The organism is Roseovarius tibetensis, assembly GCF_050896375.1.
Classification (GTDB): Bacteria; Pseudomonadota; Alphaproteobacteria; order Rhodobacterales; family Rhodobacteraceae; genus Roseovarius; species Roseovarius tibetensis.
Genome location: NZ_JBPBBB010000014.1, coordinates 1 through 17,908 on the forward strand (window position 1 = coordinate 1; position 17,908 = coordinate 17,908).

The 17,908-nt window shown below is 64.5% G+C and carries 15 protein-coding genes; 10 read left to right on the plus strand and 5 right to left on the minus strand.

Annotated features, from left to right (window positions below; translation table 11 throughout):
• The first annotated feature begins 297 nt into the window (after nucleotides 1-297).
• On the plus strand, nucleotides 298-1,806 hold the full coding sequence (locus ACROSR_RS10870) for a Hint domain-containing protein (RefSeq protein ID WP_432684902.1): 1,509 nt from the start codon (nucleotides 298-300) through the stop codon (nucleotides 1,804-1,806).
• 110 nt (nucleotides 1,807-1,916) lie between these two features.
• Here the strand turns inward: ACROSR_RS10870 and typA are convergent, their stop codons facing one another.
• Nucleotides 1,917-3,737, minus strand: coding sequence for a translational GTPase TypA (gene typA, locus ACROSR_RS10875; RefSeq protein WP_432684904.1), 1,821 nt, complete (start codon nucleotides 3,735-3,737; stop codon nucleotides 1,917-1,919).
• A gap of 184 nt (nucleotides 3,738-3,921) precedes the next feature.
• A complete protein-coding gene (gene ssb, locus ACROSR_RS10880; protein ID WP_432684906.1) occupies nucleotides 3,922-4,413 on the minus strand; it encodes a single-stranded DNA-binding protein in 492 nt (163 codons plus the stop codon).
• 188 nt (nucleotides 4,414-4,601) lie between these two features.
• On the opposite strand from ssb, the gene ACROSR_RS10885 reads away from it, so the two are divergent.
• Complete coding sequence (locus tag ACROSR_RS10885) at nucleotides 4,602-5,204, plus strand: lytic transglycosylase domain-containing protein (RefSeq protein ID WP_490166895.1); 603 nt, start codon at nucleotides 4,602-4,604, stop codon at nucleotides 5,202-5,204.
• 10 nt (nucleotides 5,205-5,214) lie between these two features.
• On the opposite strand, the gene ACROSR_RS10890 is transcribed toward ACROSR_RS10885, so the two are convergent.
• The 3 genes from ACROSR_RS10890 to miaA form a co-directional block, all read right to left on the minus strand.
• Nucleotides 5,215-6,873, minus strand: a complete 1,659-nt coding sequence (locus ACROSR_RS10890; protein WP_432684908.1) for an ABC transporter substrate-binding protein — start codon at nucleotides 6,871-6,873, stop codon at nucleotides 5,215-5,217.
• A 106-nt stretch (nucleotides 6,874-6,979) separates the two neighbouring features.
• Complete coding sequence (locus ACROSR_RS10895) at nucleotides 6,980-7,786, minus strand: AraC family transcriptional regulator (protein WP_432684910.1); 807 nt, start codon at nucleotides 7,784-7,786, stop codon at nucleotides 6,980-6,982.
• A gap of 79 nt (nucleotides 7,787-7,865) precedes the next feature.
• A complete protein-coding gene (gene miaA, locus ACROSR_RS10900) occupies nucleotides 7,866-8,777 on the minus strand; it encodes a tRNA (adenosine(37)-N6)-dimethylallyltransferase MiaA (RefSeq protein WP_432684912.1) in 912 nt (303 codons plus the stop codon).
• 107 nt (nucleotides 8,778-8,884) lie between these two features.
• Between miaA and pyrH the strand changes: the two genes are divergently transcribed.
• The 8 genes from pyrH (at nucleotide 8,885) to uvrA (ending at nucleotide 17,856) form a co-directional block, all read left to right on the plus strand.
• Entirely contained in the window at nucleotides 8,885-9,616 is a 732-nt protein-coding gene (gene pyrH, locus ACROSR_RS10905) for a UMP kinase (RefSeq protein WP_432684914.1), read from the plus strand.
• A 49-nt stretch (nucleotides 9,617-9,665) separates the two neighbouring features.
• Nucleotides 9,666-10,229: a ribosome recycling factor gene (frr, locus tag ACROSR_RS10910; protein ID WP_432684916.1), complete on the plus strand. Its 564-nt coding sequence runs from the start codon at nucleotides 9,666-9,668 to the stop codon at nucleotides 10,227-10,229.
• A gap of 17 nt (nucleotides 10,230-10,246) precedes the next feature.
• Entirely contained in the window at nucleotides 10,247-10,972 is a 726-nt protein-coding gene (gene uppS / locus ACROSR_RS10915; RefSeq protein WP_432684918.1) for an undecaprenyl pyrophosphate synthase, read from the plus strand.
• Nucleotides 10,969-11,751, plus strand: a complete 783-nt coding sequence (locus ACROSR_RS10920; protein ID WP_432684920.1) for a phosphatidate cytidylyltransferase — start codon at nucleotides 10,969-10,971, stop codon at nucleotides 11,749-11,751. Before uppS ends, ACROSR_RS10920 begins: the two co-directional genes overlap by 4 nt.
• Nucleotides 11,748-12,920 carry a 1-deoxy-D-xylulose-5-phosphate reductoisomerase gene (gene dxr / locus ACROSR_RS10925; protein WP_432684922.1) on the plus strand — a complete coding sequence of 391 codons (1,173 nt, stop codon included), beginning with the start codon at nucleotides 11,748-11,750 and terminating at the stop codon, nucleotides 12,918-12,920. Before ACROSR_RS10920 ends, dxr begins: the two co-directional genes overlap by 4 nt.
• 9 nt (nucleotides 12,921-12,929) lie before the next feature.
• Nucleotides 12,930-14,279, plus strand: coding sequence for an RIP metalloprotease RseP (rseP, locus tag ACROSR_RS10930; protein WP_432684924.1), 1,350 nt, complete (start codon nucleotides 12,930-12,932; stop codon nucleotides 14,277-14,279).
• A 60-nt stretch (nucleotides 14,280-14,339) separates the two neighbouring features.
• Entirely contained in the window at nucleotides 14,340-14,873 is a 534-nt protein-coding gene (locus tag ACROSR_RS10935) for a class I SAM-dependent methyltransferase (protein ID WP_432684926.1), read from the plus strand.
• A 97-nt stretch (nucleotides 14,874-14,970) separates the two neighbouring features.
• Nucleotides 14,971-17,856, plus strand: coding sequence for an excinuclease ABC subunit UvrA (gene uvrA / locus ACROSR_RS10940; RefSeq protein WP_432684928.1), 2,886 nt, complete (start codon nucleotides 14,971-14,973; stop codon nucleotides 17,854-17,856).
• The last annotated feature ends 52 nt before the right edge of the window (nucleotides 17,857-17,908 follow it).

Consider the following 17,908-nt stretch of genomic DNA (forward strand, 5'->3'; position numbering starts at 1 on the left):
GGTCAAATACGCTTGATCCGCTGGCCTCGTCATGGGATCTTGACGTCAGATGGTAGGCCACTTGGGGAATGTCGGGTTAAGACATTATTTATCACATTGGGTGGTCGCGCTCCGCTAAGCATGGCGCGTTACCCTTGCGAAGATTCGAGCTTGATAATGACACGATTCGTATATTGCCAGTTACAGTCCGTGCTGCGGTCATCAGAGGACAGGCGCTGAAGGCGCGCGTCGCCGCCAAGAATGAAACCGACCATCGCGCACGGAATGTGGACGCTTCAGTGAAAGCGAGAGATACCCATGGTGAAACGCAGAGACGAGGGCACGCAGGACGGCCTCGACGACACGTCGAAAACCGCCAAGCCAGCCGACACGCAGACTGATCCGGAAGATCCGACGCTCCGTCCCGAGGAGGAGGGCGCAGAGCAGGGTGCAGGTGATGACAAGAGCCGCACCGCGCAGGCCGATGATCCCCAAGGGACTGCGAACGATCCGGCCGATGGCGGTGCGACGGGCGCGACCAAGGACGACGGCGCCGACCCTTCAAGCACCGATGACGGGTCCGGCTTCGGGCTGTTCAGCACCGCATCCGCAACATCGGCCCCGGTTCAGGGCACCACGGGCGATGACACGCTCTTCGGGACGGCGGATGCCGATAGCATTGACGGCGGGGACGGCGATGACCTGATCTTCGGGAACGCGGGCAACGATACGGTCTTCGGCAGCGATGGTGACGATACCATCAGTGGCGGTCGCGGTGACGACAGGATCGACGGCGGACCCGGCAATGACGTTCTTTTCGGGAATGACGGCAATGACCGCCTGCTGGGCGGCACGGGCAATGATATCCTCGACGGCGGGCTGGGAGATGACATTCTCGACGGTGGGTCCGGCAACGACCTGATCTTTGGCGGGGATGGCAACGATACCGTCGTCGGTGGAGGCGGTGACGACACGATTTCGGGCGATTCCGGTGCGAACGTGCTTTTGGGTGGCGATGGAAGCGACACGTTTCTCGGGGCCTCCGACGGTGACGAAATCTACGGCGGCAGCGGCGGTACTGATTTTGACACGATTGATCTGACCGGGCTCGGTCCGTTCGAGATCGTCGGGGAAACGACTGATCCCGATGGAAATTCGACAAGCGGCACGGTCAACTTCCTGGATGCGCCGGATGGCACCGTCACCGGCAGCTTCAACTTTTATGAGATCGAGAACATCGTTCCGTGTTTCACACCGGGCACGCGGATCGCCACGCCGCGCGGGGAATGTGCGGTCGAGGATCTGCAGGTCGGCGACCGGATCATCACGCGCGACAACGGATTGCAGGAAATCCGCTGGATCGGTCAACGCGCCCTCACCGGGCAGGAACTGCGCAAGGCACCGCATCTTTGCCCGATCCTGATCCGTGCCGGGGCGCTTGGGCGGGGGCTACCCCTGCATGACATGCTGGTCAGCCCGCAACACCGGGTGTTGCTCAATTCGGATCGCGCCGCGCTCTACTTTGACGATCGCGAGGTTCTGGCGGCGGCCAAGCACATGACCGGCATGGAAGGTATCGGCCCGGCGGGCGTACGTGCGACGACCTATATCCACTTCATGTTCGATCAGCACGAGGTCGTGCTGTCGAACGGGGCGTGGACTGAAAGCTTTCAACCCGGTGAACAGGTACTCGACGGTCTGGGGACCGAGCAGCGCAGCGAGATATTCGAACTGTTCCCGGAACTGCGCGGTGTCCGGGGCGTAAACGCGTATCAGGCGGCGCGCCGATCGCTCAAGAAACACGAGGCGCGTCTTCTGGTGGAATGACGCGCGCTGTCCGGCAGTACGGGTCTGGGTCGCCTCGCCACCCGTCCGGATATCCGGCCTGACCCTGCGCCGTCCATTTTTACGTGCGCAGGGCCAGTCCGGTTTTGGGGTCAGGATTTCTTCGACTGCCGCTTGCGGTCGGTGGGGTCGAGCAGGCGCTTGCGCAGGCGAATGGCATTGGGCGTCACCTCGACAAGCTCGTCATCGTCGATATAGGCGATCGACCCTTCGAGGCTGAGGGTGACGGGCGTGGTCAGGCGCACCGCCTCGTCGGTGCCCGAGGCGCGCACGTTGGTCAGCTTCTTGCCCTTGAGCGGATTCACCTCAAGATCGTTCTCGCGGCTGTGTTCGCCGATGATCATCCCCTGATAGACCTTGGCCTGGGCCCCGATGAACATCTTGCCCCGCTCTTCGAGGTTCCACAGCGCAAAGGCCACCGCCTCGCCGTTTTCCATGGATATGAGCACGCCCGCGCGCCGTCCCGGAATCGGGCCGCGATGGGGCACCCAGTCGTGAAAGACCCGGTTCAGCACGCCCGTGCCGCGCGTGTCGGTCAAAAACTCGCCGTGATAGCCGATCAGACCGCGTGACGGTACATGTGCGATGATCCGGGTCTTGCCGGCATCGGCGGGCTTCATTTCCACAAGGTCACCCTTGCGCGGGCCGGTCAGCTTTTCGATCACGACGCCGGAATACTCGTCATCGACATCGATGGTCACTTCCTCGACGGGTTCAAGCTGGTTGCCGTTCTCGTCCTCGCGCAGCACCACCCGCGGCCGCGAGATACTCAGCTCGAAACCTTCGCGGCGCATGTTCTCGATCAGCACGCCCATCTGCAATTCGCCGCGCCCCGCGACCTCGAAGGCCTCGCCGCCCGGCGCGTCGTCGACGCGGATGGCGACGTTCGATTCGGCCTCCTTCATCAGGCGCTCGCGGATCACGCGGCTTTGCACCTTCTTGCCGTCGCGCCCGGCAAGCGGGCTGTCATTGATGCCGAACCTTACGGTGATCACGGGCGGGTCGATGGGCTGCGCCGCGATCGGCTCGTCCACGGCCAGGGCGCAGATCGTGTCGGCGACGGTGGCCTTGGACATGCCCGCGATGCTGACGATGTCGCCGGCCACGGCCTCGTCGATGTCCTGGCTCATCAGGCCGCGAAACGCCTGGATGCGGCTGATGCGGAACTGTTCGATCTTCTGGCCGATGCGCGACAGGGCCTGCACGGTCGCGCCCACCCGCAGGCGGCCCGATTCGACGCGGCCGGTCAACAGGCGGCCGACGAACGGGTCGGCGCCGAGGGTGGTGGCGAGCATGCTGAAATCCTCGTCCGCGCGCGCGATCTGCTTCGGGGCGGGGACGTGGTTCACGATCAGGTCGAACAGCGCCGAGAGATCCCTGCGCGGCCCGTCGACCTCGTGATCGGCCCAACCGCCGAGCCCCGAGGCATACATGTGCGGAAAGTCGAGCTGGTCGTCATCGGCGTCGAGATTGGCGAAGAGGTCGAACACCTCGTTGAGCGCGCGGTCGGGTTCCGCGTTCGGCTTGTCGGCCTTGTTGAGCACGACGATGGGGCGCAGACCGAGGGCGAGCGCCTTGGAGGTGACGAACTTGGTTTGCGGCATTGGCCCTTCGGCGGCGTCCACCAGCAGCACGACGCCATCGACCATCGACAGGATGCGCTCGACCTCACCGCCGAAATCGGCGTGGCCGGGGGTGTCGACGATGTTGATGCGGGTGGATTTCCACATCAGGCTGGTGGGCTTGGCGGTGATCGTGATGCCGCGTTCGCGTTCCAGATCGTTGCTGTCCATGGCGCGTTCATCGACCGCCTGGTTGGCGCGGAACGCGCCCGACTGTTTCAGCAGCTCGTCCACGAGTGTGGTCTTGCCGTGGTCGACATGGGCGATGATGGCGATGTTGCGCAGATCCATTTGCGGTGTCCTCTACCGTGATGACCCGCGCCCTATATGCCGCAACGCGGAAAGACCAGAGGTAAAGGGGTATTTACGCGGTCGCGATACGCCATCGCGCGCCCTGTCGCCTGCTACAGGCGCCAGCGCGCCGGATATGCCGCAATCGGGTGGAGACACCCGATCGCGAACCAATAGGGCGGGATCAGAACGGAATTTCGTCATCCATGTCGCGCGCCGGACGGCCGCCGCCCTGCGGCTCGGCCGGGCCGCCGCCGTAATCGCCGCCGCCATACCCCTGATCCTGACCGCCGCCATAGCTTGGGCCGCTACCGCCGCCTTCGCCCTTTCCGTCGAGCATCGTCAGTTCAGAGCGGTAGGGGCGCAGCACGACCTCTGTCGAGTAGCGGTCCTGACCCGACTGATCCTGCCACTTGCGCGTTTCGAGCTGGCCTTCGATATAGACCTTCGAGCCCTTGCGTAGGTATTGCTCGGCCACCCGCGCGAGCGGTTCGGAAAAGATCGCGACAGAATGCCATTCGGTCTTTTCGCGGCGTTCACCGGTGTTCTTGTCCTTCCATGTTTCGGACGTGGCGATGCGCAAGTTGCAGACCTTGCCACCGTTCTGGAAGGTCCGCGTTTCCGGGTCACGGCCCAGATTCCCGATGATGATTACCTTGTTTACAGAGCCGGCCATCGCGCCCTCCTTGGATCAAGCGGTTCCTGAATTGGCATGGTTACACCATCGCAAAGACATGAAGGAAAGATAAAAATGGCACCGTCCGGCACAGGACCGGTCAACCGGCGCATGCGGCACGGAAAAATGGGTCGAAATCATGTGAATCTTGCGTATGATGCGCATGGGACAGTGATGGGACAAACAAGATGCGCGGACTGAAATGCGCGGTGGTCATCGCGGCGATGGCCCTGATGCTGGGGCTGCCTCGGGGGGGGCAGGCCGACACGGTGTCGACCAAGGGCCGTCTCACGACCTTCAAGTCGCAAACAGGCGTTCTGGATTCGCGCGCCCGGCAGCAATACAACAACTCTGTCAGGCTTCAGCCGAAACGCTTCAAGGCCCCCACCAAATGGGACGAGCTGTCACCGGCCTTTCGGGGCAGCTATCGGGGGCCGTATCTCAACGTGGCGAAACAGGCGGCGCGGCGCTACCGCGTGCCAGAGGATCTGTTCCTGCGGCTTGTCCAGCAGGAATCGGCGTGGCGCGCCGATGCGCGGTCTCACAAGGGGGCGATCGGGCTGGCGCAGCTCATGCCGCAGACGGCCCGGATGCTGGGCGTCAATCCGCACGATCCGCGCGAGAACCTCGAAGGTGGCGCGCGATACTTGGCCGAGCAGTACCGCACCTTCGGGTCATGGCGCCTGGCGCTCGCCGCCTACAATGCGGGTCCGCGCGCGGTCCGCGAATATGGCGACGTCCCGCCCTACAAGGAAACGCGCAATTACGTGAAGGTCATCCTGGGCATCTGATCGACACCACTCAGCCCGCGAACCCGATCTTGTGCAGGTGGATTTCGTGGGCCGGGTGCTTTTCGGCATTCACCACCCGTCCGTTGTGGTGATTGTAAAGCGCACGCCAGTAGGGCTGCAGGATCACACCGTTCTCGCGCAAAATGGACTGCAACCGTGACATCACGCCGCGCCGCGTGTCGGGATCGGACAGGCGATTGGCCTCGTCGAGCAAGCGGTCGAACTCCGGGTCGGAAAACCCGGTCTCGTTCCAGACCGCGCCGCTGCGATAGGCAAGCCCCAGCACCTGGACGTCAAGCGGTCTGTGGTTCCATTGCGTGCCGGAAAACGGGTAGTTCAGCCAGTTTTCCCAGAAGGTGCTGCCCGCCACGATCCTGCGCCTGACCTTCAGCCCCGCGTCCCGCAGTTGTGCCGCGACGGCATCGCCGGTGTAGCGTTGCCATTGGTCGTCGATCGTCACAAGCTCGTGCTCGAAATCGAGAAACCCCTCTGCCACGATTTCTTGCAGCGCGCGGGCGGGGTTCAGCGGGACCGGTCCGAGATCCGCGTGGGCGGGGTGGATCGGGCAGACATGATCGTTCTGGGCTTGCGTGCCACGCCCGTCATGGCCCAGTTCGAGGCAGACAGCGTTGTCCACGGCCAACGTCAAGGCGCGGCGCACACGCGCATTGCGGTACGGGTTCCCGCCCTCAATTTCGGGGCGCTGCGAGCCACGGATGACGATGGTATCGGCGGTCTCGACACGGGTCGCGGTCCAGCCAATGTCGTTCATCGAATCTATGAAATCGCCCACGCTTTCATACAGCAGGTCGATCTCGCCGGCCTGCGCGGCCGCCAGCCAGTCAGAGGGGTTCGTGCCGAAATCCAGAAATTCCACCCGGTCGAGCCACGGTCCGCCGAACACCTCGGTCCCCCACCATTCATGATCGGTCTGCCGTTCGAGGATGCAGCTTTTGCCCACGTCAAGGCTGACCGGGCGAAACGGGCCGGTGCCGATGCCATCCGCGAACGGATCACCGCCATCGTAGCTTTCATGCACGATGGCGGCGGGATAGTCGGACATGTTGGCGATCACCGCGATGTCGGGTCGCGCCAGGTGCAAGATTACCGTCAGGTTGTCGGCGACGGTAACCGCCCCGGTGCGGGCCTTGCCCGTGGCGAGATCGATCAGCGCGGTGAAGCGGTTGGCCATTGAATTGGAAGGTACGGTCGTGTCGCACCAGCGTTCGATATTGCGCGCCACGTCCCGCGCCGTGAAGGTGTCGCCGGTGTTCCAGCGGATGCCGGGGCGCACGTGCAGGACGTAGCGTGTCGCGTCCTCGTTGACCTCCCAGTCTTGCAGGAGCATGCCGCGCAACGTGCCATCGGCCTGATATTCGACGAGATACTCCAGAAAACCGCGCGTCTGGTTGGCCTTGGCGCTCCAGTCGAAACTGCGCGGATCTCCGAGCGGTCGGACGGTTTGCTGGATGCGCAATGTGCCGCCCCGGAGCATGGCCGTATCCGCCCGCGCCGGCGCACCCAGACCGCCCAGCATGTAGGCCGCGGCCGCACTCGCCCCGAGCGTCGTGGCACGTGTCAGGAATTCCCGTCGCCCCATGTGCCCGCGTCCGAAGTCCGTCACAAGGCCGGTCGTCGCGGGATGATGCGGCGGGATCTCGTGTGTCATGGTCTGCTGTCGTCGCCTTTGCGCGACCCCTGATCGTCAACTGTTCCACGTCGATTAGACAACCCAGCCCCGCGCAACGCAACCCACCGCGCGCGCGGTGCGGGTCTCAAATCGCCCGCGCGACGGTTGGGCGCGTGACCGCCTTGTTGCGCAACGCCGACGGGCTCTGACCCGTGTGATGCAGGATGAATCGCGAGAAATAGGCGGCGCTGCCAAACCCGAGCCCCGCCGCGATCCGACCGACGGGCAGTTCGCTGTCTTCCAGCATCTCCCGCGCGGCATGCAGGCTGCGTTCGGTGAGAAGGTCGGCCGCGGTGTGCCCCGAAAGCTGTTTGCACACGCGGGTCAGATGCGTCGGAGTGACACCAAGCGCGCGCGCATAGACCGCCATCGACCGCCCGTTCATGTGATCACGCTCGATCAGCGCGGCATAGGCGGCGACCAGTCGCTCGCCGGCATTGGGCTTGGCGGGGCCGGGATGTTCGACCATCGCCCGCCGCAGCCAGACGCTGAGACGCTGGGCCTGCGCCGTCAGGGCCTCGTCCAGGAACGGGCGCGCGCCGGATTGCTCGCGCTGCATCACTTCGAAGATCGTGGTCAACTCGGTCTGCCCGGCCGTGTCGCGGATGCGCAGGTGCTGCACGGTGTCGGGCATCTCGACCGTCCCGTCCGGAGATACCTCGCAGACATGGCCGAACCCCGCCTTGCCCAGATCGAGCGAGAACATCGTCCCCGCCGGAATGTGCAGGGCGTTGTGCACCCCGAGGCCCCGCCGGATCCCGCCGATCACCGCGATGCCCTGGCCGCGCGTGATCCAGACCAGCGCGTGCTTCTTGCAGGAATGTTGCAGGCCGACCCGCCACGTCGCGCCGCGCGCCCATTGCACTACGGTCATGACTTGAGCGTGTTTCATCGACACTGCCTCCGGTTGTCGTATTTGGACCAGTTTTCGCACGGATTCACGGTCGTGTCAGGACAAAACCGCGAAATTTCTAAACTTCGTCAGCGGCGATCCGCCGCCAGCTTCGCATGCGGGCGCGAAACCACGTGCGCTGACGCTTGGCGAATTGCCGCGTGGCGATGGTGGCTGCCTCGCGTGCCTCGTCCAGCGTTGTCTCGCCGCGCAGATAGGCCACCAGCTCTGCCGCGCCGATGGCGCGCGACGACGGGCGCACAGGGTCCCATGTGTCAAGATTGGCGCGCACCTCGTCCAGTGCGCCCGCGTCGAGCATCCTGTCGAAGCGCCGCGCAATCCGGGCGTTCAGCCAGCCGGTCTCGGCGGTCATCAAGAGCGGCTGACAGGTGTCCAGCGACAGCAGCGGCGCGGGGGTCGTGTCCTGCCATGCGGCCAGCCCGCGTCCGGTGGTGCGTTGCACCTCCCATGCGCGCTGCACGCGCTTCGGGTTGCGGGTGTCGATCCGGGCGCGGGTGTCCGGATCGAGCACGTCGAGCAGCGCCCCGAGGCCCTCGGCCGCGACACGCTCGTCGGCCTCTTGCCGGATTCCGGGCGGGGTTGCGGGGATCTCTGCCAGACCTTCGGTCAGCGCCGCGAAATACAGCCCGGTGCCGCCGGTGATGATCGGGCGGTCGGGCCCCCGCACGATATCCGACATCTCGCGCAGCCAGTGACCCACGGAATAGTCCTGTCGCGCGCCAACATGACCGTAAAGCCTGTGCGGGGCCTGCGCCACTTCTTCGGGTTCGGGCCGGGCCGACAGAACATGCCAGTTCTCGTAGACCTGTATTGCATCGGCATTGACGATGATTCCGCCCTGCGCGCGCGCAATGGCAAGGGCGAGGGCCGACTTTCCGGTCGCGGTCGGCCCGGCGATCAGGACGGGGCGGGCAGGGGCGATGTCGCGCATGATATCCATGCCCTCTGGGTATCCGAGATCACGACGCATGACGAGGTCCGGGGCCGCGGTTTCATGCACAGCGATGGTTTCTGCGATTGCACCTTGGGGCCATTTGCGACATTTTGCAGCCAACTGACCTGCTGCGGAGATCCTGCATGACGCCTGTCGACACCCAGAAACCGAGATTCAAACGCGTCATGCTGAAAATCTCGGGCGAGGCTCTGATGGGCGATACCTCATACGGGTTGCACCCCCCGACCGTCGAGAGGATCGCGCGCGAGGTCAAGACCGTGCATGATCTGGGGGTAGAGATCTGCATGGTGATTGGTGGCGGCAATGTCTTTCGCGGTTTGCAGGGGTCTGCACAGGGAATGGAGCGGACGACCGCCGATTACATGGGCATGCTGGCCACGGTGATGAACGCGCTCGCGATGCAATCCGCGCTGGAGAAACTCGGGGCGTTCTGTCGGGTGATCACGGCGATCCGCATGGACGAGGTGGCGGAACCCTATATCCGCCGCCGGGCCGTGCGCCATCTGGAAAAGAAGCGGATCTGCATTTTCGCCGCCGGCACGGGCAATCCCTATTTCACCACCGACACCGCAGCGACGCTGCGCGCCAACGAAATGGCCTGCGAGGCGATCTTCAAGGGCACCAAGGTGGACGGCGTCTACGACAAGGATCCGCTGAAGCATCCCGACGCCAAGCGGTTCGACAGCGTGACATTCGACGAGGTGCTGACCCAGCATCTCAACGTGATGGACGCCTCCGCCATCGCTCTTGCACGGGACAACAATCTGCCGATCATCGTCTTTTCGCTGGACGAGCCGGGCGGGTTCAAGGGCATCCTTGCAGGCGAGGGCACCTATACAACCGTGCATGGTTGAGACTACACAGGGGCGCAAGGACCGGCCCACAGGAAGGACGAGAACGGACATGGCGGACGATATCGAAATCGACACGAGCGACCTTGAGCGTCGCATGGACGGGGCGATGAATTCGCTCAAGACGGAATTCGCCTCTCTCCGAACAGGCCGTGCCTCGGCCTCGATGCTCGAGCCGGTCCAGGTCGAGGCCTACGGTCAGATGACCCCGATCAACCAGGTGGGCACCATCAACGTGCCGGAGCCGCGCATGGTCACGATCAACGTCTGGGACAAGAGCCTTGTCAACAAGGTCGAAAAGGCCATTCGCCAAAGCGGCCTCGGGATCAATCCGCAGATGAACGGCACCATCATCATGCTGCCGATCCCCGAATTGAACGAGGAGCGCCGCAAGGACCTGACGAAGGTCGCGTCGCAATATGCCGAACATGCCCGCGTGGCGATCCGCAACGTGCGCCGAGACGGAATGGACAAGATCAAGAAGGCCAAGGCCGACGGCATGTCCGAGGATGACCAGAAATTCTGGGAAGACGAGGTGCAGGATCTGACCGACAGGTACATCAAGCATGTCGACGATGCGCTCGAACACAAACAAGCCGAGATCATGCAGGTCTGATGACGGAAGGCGTGCAAATGGCTAAGACAAAGCTCCATTCGGCCGGACCGCGCCATGTCGCGATCATAATGGACGGAAATGGCCGTTGGGCGCAGGCGCGCGGGCGACCGCGGCTTTTCGGCCATCATGCCGGTGCCCGCCGGGTGCGCGAAATCGTCGAGGCCTGTCCCGAACTCGGCGTCGAGTACCTGACGATCTTCGCCTTCTCGACCGAGAACTGGAAGCGCACGCAGACCGAGGTGGCCGGGCTGATGACCCTGTTCCGGCGCTATATCATGAAAGAGATGCAGGCCTTCGTGCGCGAGAACGTGCGTGTCCGGTTCATTGGGGACCGGCCCCGGCTGGATGCCAAGCTGCACGGCCTGATGGACGAGGCCGAGGCGATGACCGCGCATTGCACGGGCATGAACCTGACCATCGCGCTCAATTATGGCGGGCGCGACGAGGTTTCCCGCGCCACCCAGCGGCTGGCGCGGGATGTGGCTGCCGGGAAATTGCGACCCGAGGATGTCGACGAGGAAACGCTGCCGCGATACCTCGACACCTGCGTGGTGCCCGATCCGGATCTGGTCATCCGCACCTCCGGCGAGGCGCGGATCTCGAATTTCCTTCTCTGGCAGTCGGCCTATGCGGAATACGAATTCATCGACACGCTCTGGCCCGATTTCACCCGCGAGATCTTTGCGGATGTGCTTGCGCAATACGGTGTGCGCGATCGCCGTTTCGGTGCAGTCTCCGCATGAGCGGGGGCGCGCGGTGGTCCGATCTCGCGCCGCGTGTGGCGTCCGGTGTCGCCATGGCCCTGGTCGGGGGCGGGGCCATCTGGGCAGGTGGCTGGATCTTTGCCGTGCTGGTCAGTGCGCTGTCCGGGCTGATGATCTGGGAAGCGGCGCGGATGTTCGAGACGCCTGACAGCGCCGTGCGGTCCGGTATCGTCGCGGCGGTGGTTCTCGGGCTGGCGCTGTCGCTGCCGGGCAGTTTCGTGCTGCCCCTGCTGCTTGCCGCCGCGCTTGTCGCGGTCGGTCGGGCGGCACGAGATCGCGCGCCGTTCCTGGCGTTGGCGGTTTGGGCCTTGCTGGGTTGCTACGCCATGGGCCTCTTGCGGGCCGAGGCGGGGGCGGTCTGGATCTTGTGGCTGGTCTCGGTCGTGATCGTGTCGGATGTCGCGGGCTATTTTGCGGGGCGCAGCCTGGGTGGGCCGAAATTCTGGCCCAGCATCAGCCCCAAGAAGACATGGTCGGGCACCGTCGCCGGTTGGCTGGGGGCCGGGGTGATCGGCGCGCTCTTTGCAGGTCCGACCGGGGCGGGGCTCGCGCTGGTGCCCGTGTCGATCCTTGTGGGTTTTGCCGGACAGATGGGCGACATCGCCGAAAGCGCGGTGAAGCGGCTGTGCGATGTCAAGGACAGCTCGACCCTCATTCCCGGGCACGGAGGCGTGCTCGACCGGTTCGACGCGATGCTCGGCGCGGCCCTGCTGACGCTGGCCCTGCGGGCGGTCGGCCTGTTGCCGGGGGTTGCATGAAACGCGTGTCCATTCTGGGGGCGACCGGGTCCATCGGGCAAAGCACGATCGACCTGATCCGGCGCGATGCAGGTGCCTACGACGTCGTGGCGCTGACCGGTGGACGCAACATCGCCCGCCTGGCCGCCGACGCCCGGAGGCTTGGCGCGGATATCGCGGTGACCGCCCATGACGAGCTGCTGCCGGACCTGCGCGCCGCGCTGGATGGATCGGACGTCGAGGCGGCGGCGGGGCAGGCGGCCCTGACAGAGGCGGCGCGACGCCCCGCGGACTGGGTCATGTCGGCCATCGTCGGGGCGGCGGGGCTTGCCCCCGGCCTCGCGGCGCTCGAGCAGGGCACGACGCTGGCGCTGGCCAACAAGGAGTCGCTGGTCACCGCGGGGCCGCTTCTGCTGCGGACCGCCCGCGCGCATGGCGCACGCATACTGCCCGTGGACAGCGAGCACTCGGCGATCTTTCAGGCGCTCGTGGGCGAGGACCGGTCGGCGGTCGATCGCGTCATCATCACCGCCTCGGGCGGAGCGTTCCGCGACTGGCCGCTTGCGCGGCTTGCGGCGGCCACGGTGACCGAGGCCTCAATGCATCCCAACTGGGACATGGGGCAACGGATCACCATCGATTCCGCCTCGATGTTCAACAAGGCGCTGGAGGTGATCGAGGCGCGCGAGTTCTTCGGCTTCACCCCCGACCAGATAGAGGTGCTGGTGCATCCGCAATCACTGGTCCACGCGCTGGTGGGGTTCTGTGATGGCGGGCTGATGGCGCATGTCGGCCCGCCGGACATGCGCCACGCGATCGGCTATGCGCTCAACTGGCCGCATCGGCGTGCGCTGCCTGTGCCCGCGCTAGATCTGGCTGCGGCCGGTGTGCTGGAGTTCCGCACCCCCGACGAGGCGCGCTATCCGGCGCTGCGTCTGGCGCGCGAGGTGATGGCCGAGGGCGGTCTTGCGGGCGCCATCTTCAATGCCGCGAAAGAGCGCGCGCTGGATCATTTCATCGCCGGGCGCATCCGCTTCACCGACATGAGCGCGGTCGTCGATGAGGTCCTGTCGGACCTGACCGCCACGTCAGAGGCGCGCAATGCTGTCGCGACCCTTGATCTGGTGGCCCATATGGACCATCTCGCTAGGGACCGTGCCGACGCCGCGACCGAAGCGCGAAAACTTTAAGGATAGTCCGTGGATCTTCAAACCCTCCTACCGCAATTCGGAAGCGGTCTCGTGACCATATTGGCATTCATCGTTGCGCTGTCCGTGATCGTCGCGATTCACGAATATGGCCATTACATTGTCGGGCGCTGGTCGGGCATCAAGGCCGAGGTGTTCTCACTCGGGTTCGGGCCGGTCCTGTTTTCGCGCATGGACCGCCACGGCACGCGCTGGCAGGTCGCCGCGCTGCCGTTTGGCGGATACGTGAAGTTTCTCGGCGACGCCGATGCGGCCAGCGGCAAGGACAGCGACGCAATGGCGCAGGTGCCGGCCGAGCGTCTGCGACAGACCATGCACGGGGCCCCGCTCTGGGCCCGTACAGCGACGGTGGCGGCAGGGCCGATCTTCAACTTCATCCTGTCGATCCTGATCTTCACGGCCGTCATGATGGCCGGTGGGAAGACCGCCGATCCGCTGACCGTGGGCGCGCTCAAGCCGCTTCCGGTCGAGGGTGTGACGCTTCAGCCCGGTGACGAGGTGCTTGCCGTCGCTGACATGGCGCTGCCCGAAGTGGGGTCGGGCGGCATCGACGACGCGTTTCTGCGCGACCTGCCCACCCGCTCCCTGCTCGACTACGAGGTGCGGCGCGACGGACGGCGCACCAGCGCCCAAGGCCCGCATATCATGCCGCCGCTTGTCGGCGGGCTGTCGCCGCAATCGGCGGCATTCGACGCGGGTCTCAGGGTGGGCGATGTGATCACTGCGGTGAACGATCAGCCGGTTCATGCCTTTTCCGAGCTCAAGGAGATCGTCGAAGGTTCGAACGGTGCATCGCTGGCTCTGGACATGTGGCGCCCGGACAGTGGCGCCTATAGCACGACCCTGACACCGCGCCGCGTGGACGAGCCACAACCCGATGGCGGTTTCCGCACCGAGTGGCGCATCGGCATCGCCGGGGCCATGGCCTTCGAGCCCGCGACCGAGGCGCGCGGCCCGGTCGAGGCGGTCGGCGCCGCCGTCGCGCAGACGTGGCAGATCATCACAAGCTCGCTCTCGGGGCTTTACGCGATGATTACCGGCGCGATCAGCAGCTGCAACATGTCCGGGCCGATCGGCATCGCCGAGGTTTCTGGCGCGATGGCCAGCCAAGGCGCGCAAAGCTTCATCTGGTTCATCGCGGTCCTGTCGACGGCTGTCGGTCTGCTCAACCTCTTTCCCGTGCCGGTTCTGGATGGCGGGCATCTGATGTTCTATGCCTATGAGGCCCTGACCGGTCGCCCGCCAAGCGATCGCGCCCTGCGCTTTCTGATGACGGTCGGGCTGACGCTCATCCTGTCGCTGATGGTGTTTGCCGTGTTCAACGATCTCTTCTGCCCATGAGCATGTCGGCGGGCCAGCGTAACGTCGGGGTGTGACGTGACGAGCCTCAACCGTGTCGTGATGCAGAGATCCACGCGCCGCTGGTTGGCCGCCCTCGGACCCGAGACGCTGGACGCGGCGGAAATTTCGGGCAAGTTCGGCCGCCGCTTCGGGTTCCGGAGTTATGACCGTTTCCGGTATCCGAAACACGATATCTGTCAGGGGCCGTTCCGCGACGCCGACGGGCGCGTCTTGCGCTTCGATGTGATCCTTGCCAATCAGGTCTGGGAGCATCTGGACAGGCCACATGCCGCGATAGCCCATGTGCGCCGGATGCTGCGTGCGGATGGCTGGTTCTGGCTGGCCGTGCCGTTCTTCATCCCCTACCACCGTGACCCGGTGGATTGTTCGCGGTGGACGGCGCGCGGTCTGACGAATCTGCTGATCGAGGCCGGGTTCGACGCGCCCCGGATCTCCGCGCGACAATGGGGGAACCGGGCCGCCGCCGCGCGCAATCTGGAATCCGACTGGCCACCCGTGTACGATCCCGAGACCGACGATCTGACAAATGATCCGCAGTTCCCGATATGTGCGTGGGCCCTGGCGCAGAAATAGGCGTAGCGTGCCGCGCGCCCGCGCCGGGTCCGAAAATTGACTTGGACCGATGGCGTGGCGCGCCTATCTGAAATGAAACTCACCCGCAGGGGGCAGAATGGCCGAACTGAAGAACATCGCAGTGCGCGGCGCGCGCGAGCACAACCTCAAGAACATCGACGTGGACATTCCGCGCGACAGGCTGGTCGTGATCACCGGGCTTTCGGGGTCGGGCAAGTCGTCTCTGGCCTTCGACACGATCTATGCCGAGGGGCAGCGGCGCTATGTCGAATCGCTATCGGCCTATGCGCGCCAGTTTCTCGACATGATGCAAAAGCCGGATGTGGACCATATCAGCGGCCTGTCGCCTGCCATTTCCATCGAGCAGAAGACGACCTCGAAGAACCCGCGCTCGACAGTCGGCACGGTGACCGAGATCTATGACTACATGCGCCTGCTGTTCGCGCGCGTCGGCACGCCCTATTCGCCGGCGACCGGTCTGCCCATCGAGGCGCAACAGGTGCAGGACATGGTCGACCGGGTCATGGCGATGGAAGAGGGGACACGCGGCTATCTGCTGGCCCCGATCGTGCGTGACCGCAAGGGCGAATACCGCAAGGAATTTCTGGAATTGCGCAAATCCGGGTTTCAGAGGGTGAAGGTCGACGGCGCCTTTCATGAGCTGGACGATCCTCCGAAACTCGACAAGAAGTTTCGCCACGATATCGACGTGGTCGTGGACCGGATTGTCGTGAAGGAGGGGCTGGAGACGCGGCTGGCCGACAGTTTTCGGACCGCGCTGGATCTGGCTGACGGGATCGCCGTGCTGGAAACCGCGCCGCGTGAGGGCGAGCCCGAGCGCATCACGTTCTCCGAACGCTTCGCCTGCCCGGTCAGCGGTTTCACCATCCCCGAGATCGAACCGCGCCTGTTCTCGTTCAACGCGCCGTTTGGCGCGTGCCCCGATTGCGACGGGTTGGGGGTAGAGCTTGTCTTTGACGAGAAACTGATCGTGCCGGACGCGGCCCTGAAGATCACGGACGGGGCGATCGCGCCGTGGCGCAAGGGCAAGAGCCCCTATTTCACGCAGACCATCAACGCCATCGCCAAGCATTACGAATTCGACAAGGCGACCCCTTGGAAGGATCTGCCGGCGCATGTGAAACAGGTGTTCCTCTACGGCTCTGGCGACGAGGAGATCCCGTTTCGCTATGATGAAGGCGGGCGCGTCTATCAGGTCAGCCGTGCCTTCGAGGGCGTGATCCCCAACATGGAGCGGCGGTATCGCGAGACCGACAGCGCCTGGATCCGCGAGGAATTCGAGCGGTATCAAAGCAACCGGCCCTGTGGCACCTGCGGCGGCTACCGTCTGCGCGAGGAAGCGCTTGCGGTGCGCATCGGTCCCTCCGGGGGCGGGCGGGACCAGCTTTTGCATGTCGGGCAGGTTGTGCAGATGAGTATCCGCGAGGCGTATGACTGGTGCGCGACCGTTCCCGACAACCTGACCAACCAGAAGAACGAGATCGCCCGCGCCATCCTCAAAGAAATTCGCGAACGGCTGGGATTTCTCAACAATGTCGGGCTGGATTACCTGACGTTGTCGCGCAACGCGGGCACGCTGTCGGGGGGCGAGAGCCAACGGATTCGATTGGCCAGCCAGATCGGATCGGGTCTGACCGGCGTGCTTTACGTGCTTGACGAGCCGTCCATCGGGCTGCACCAGCGCGACAACGGACGGCTGTTGCAGACGTTGCGCAACCTGCGCGACCAGGGCAACACCGTGATTGTCGTCGAACATGACGAAGAGGCGATCCGCACCGCCGATTACGTCTTCGACATCGGGCCCGGCGCGGGCGTGCACGGCGGACAGGTCGTCAGCCACGGCACACCTGATGCAGTTGCCGCCGATCCGGCCTCGGTGACTGGTCAATACCTGTCGGGCGCGCGCGAGATCGCGGTGCCCGCCAAGCGGCGCAAGGGCAATCGCAAGAAGCTGACCGTGGTCAAGGCGACCGGCAACAACCTGAAGGACCTGACGACCGAGTTTCCGCTTGCCAAGTTCATCTGCGTGACCGGCGTGTCGGGTGGCGGCAAATCGACGCTGACCATCGAGACGCTGTTCAAGACCGCGTCGATGCGCCTGAACGGGGCGCGCCACGCGCCCGCGCCATGCGAGACGATCAAGGGATTGGAGCATCTCGACAAGGTGATCGATATCGACCAGCGCCCGATCGGCCGCACGCCACGGTCGAATCCCGCCACCTATACCGGCGCCTTCACGCCGATCCGCGACTGGTTCGCGGGGCTGCCCGAGGCCAAGACGCGCGGATACAAGCCGGGGCGTTTCTCCTTCAATGTCAAGGGCGGCCGCTGCGAGGCCTGCCAAGGGGATGGCGTCATCAAGATCGAGATGCACTTTCTGCCCGATGTCTATGTCGAATGCGAGACCTGCAAGGGCGCGCGCTACAACCGTGAAACGCTGGAAATCCGCTTCAAGGGCAAGAGCATAGCGGACGTTCTTGACATGACGGTTGAAGAGGCCCAAGCGTTCTTTCAGGCGGTGCCGTCGATCCGCGAGAAGATGGATGCACTGATGCGCGTGGGCCTTGGCTATATCAAGGTGGGCCAGCAGGCCACGACCCTTTCAGGTGGCGAGGCGCAGCGGGTGAAGCTGTCCAAGGAGTTGGCCAAACGCTCGACCGGCCGAACGCTCTATATCCTTGATGAGCCGACGACCGGATTGCATTTCGAGGATGTGAAAAAGCTGCTTGAGGTGCTGCACGAGCTTGTCGACGCGGGAAACACCGTGGTGGTGATCGAACACAACCTCGACGTCATAAAAACCGCCGATCATATCATAGATATCGGGCCGGAAGGTGGCGATGGCGGTGGCGAGCTTGTGGCCACCGGAACGCCCGAGCAGGTCGCCGAAGAGACGCGCAGCCACACAGGACGCTATCTGAAAAATATGCTGGCGGCACAACGACGTGTCGCCGCAGAATGACCTGCCACTCCAAGCCCGGATCCGGGCTTGGCGGACGTTCTTCCCAGACACG

Coding starts and splice junctions, on each gene's coding strand:
- ACROSR_RS10870 (WP_432684902.1), top strand. CDS start 298: ATGGTGAAACGCAGAGACGAGGGCACGCAGGACGGCCTCGACGACACG.
- typA (WP_432684904.1), bottom strand. CDS start 3,737: ATGGATCTGCGCAACATCGCCATCATCGCCCATGTCGACCACGGCAAG.
- ssb (WP_432684906.1), bottom strand. CDS start 4,413: ATGGCCGGCTCTGTAAACAAGGTAATCATCATCGGGAATCTGGGCCGT.
- ACROSR_RS10885 (WP_490166895.1), top strand. CDS start 4,602: ATGCGCGGACTGAAATGCGCGGTGGTCATCGCGGCGATGGCCCTGATG.
- ACROSR_RS10890 (WP_432684908.1), bottom strand. CDS start 6,873: ATGACACACGAGATCCCGCCGCATCATCCCGCGACGACCGGCCTTGTG.
- ACROSR_RS10895 (WP_432684910.1), bottom strand. CDS start 7,786: ATGAAACACGCTCAAGTCATGACCGTAGTGCAATGGGCGCGCGGCGCG.
- miaA (WP_432684912.1), bottom strand. CDS start 8,777: ATGCGTCGTGATCTCGGATACCCAGAGGGCATGGATATCATGCGCGAC.
- pyrH (WP_432684914.1), top strand. CDS start 8,885: ATGACGCCTGTCGACACCCAGAAACCGAGATTCAAACGCGTCATGCTG.
- frr (WP_432684916.1), top strand. CDS start 9,666: ATGGCGGACGATATCGAAATCGACACGAGCGACCTTGAGCGTCGCATG.
- uppS (WP_432684918.1), top strand. CDS start 10,247: ATGGCTAAGACAAAGCTCCATTCGGCCGGACCGCGCCATGTCGCGATC.
- ACROSR_RS10920 (WP_432684920.1), top strand. CDS start 10,969: ATGAGCGGGGGCGCGCGGTGGTCCGATCTCGCGCCGCGTGTGGCGTCC.
- dxr (WP_432684922.1), top strand. CDS start 11,748: ATGAAACGCGTGTCCATTCTGGGGGCGACCGGGTCCATCGGGCAAAGC.
- ACROSR_RS10935 (WP_432684926.1), top strand. CDS start 14,340: ATGCAGAGATCCACGCGCCGCTGGTTGGCCGCCCTCGGACCCGAGACG.
- uvrA (WP_432684928.1), top strand. CDS start 14,971: ATGGCCGAACTGAAGAACATCGCAGTGCGCGGCGCGCGCGAGCACAAC.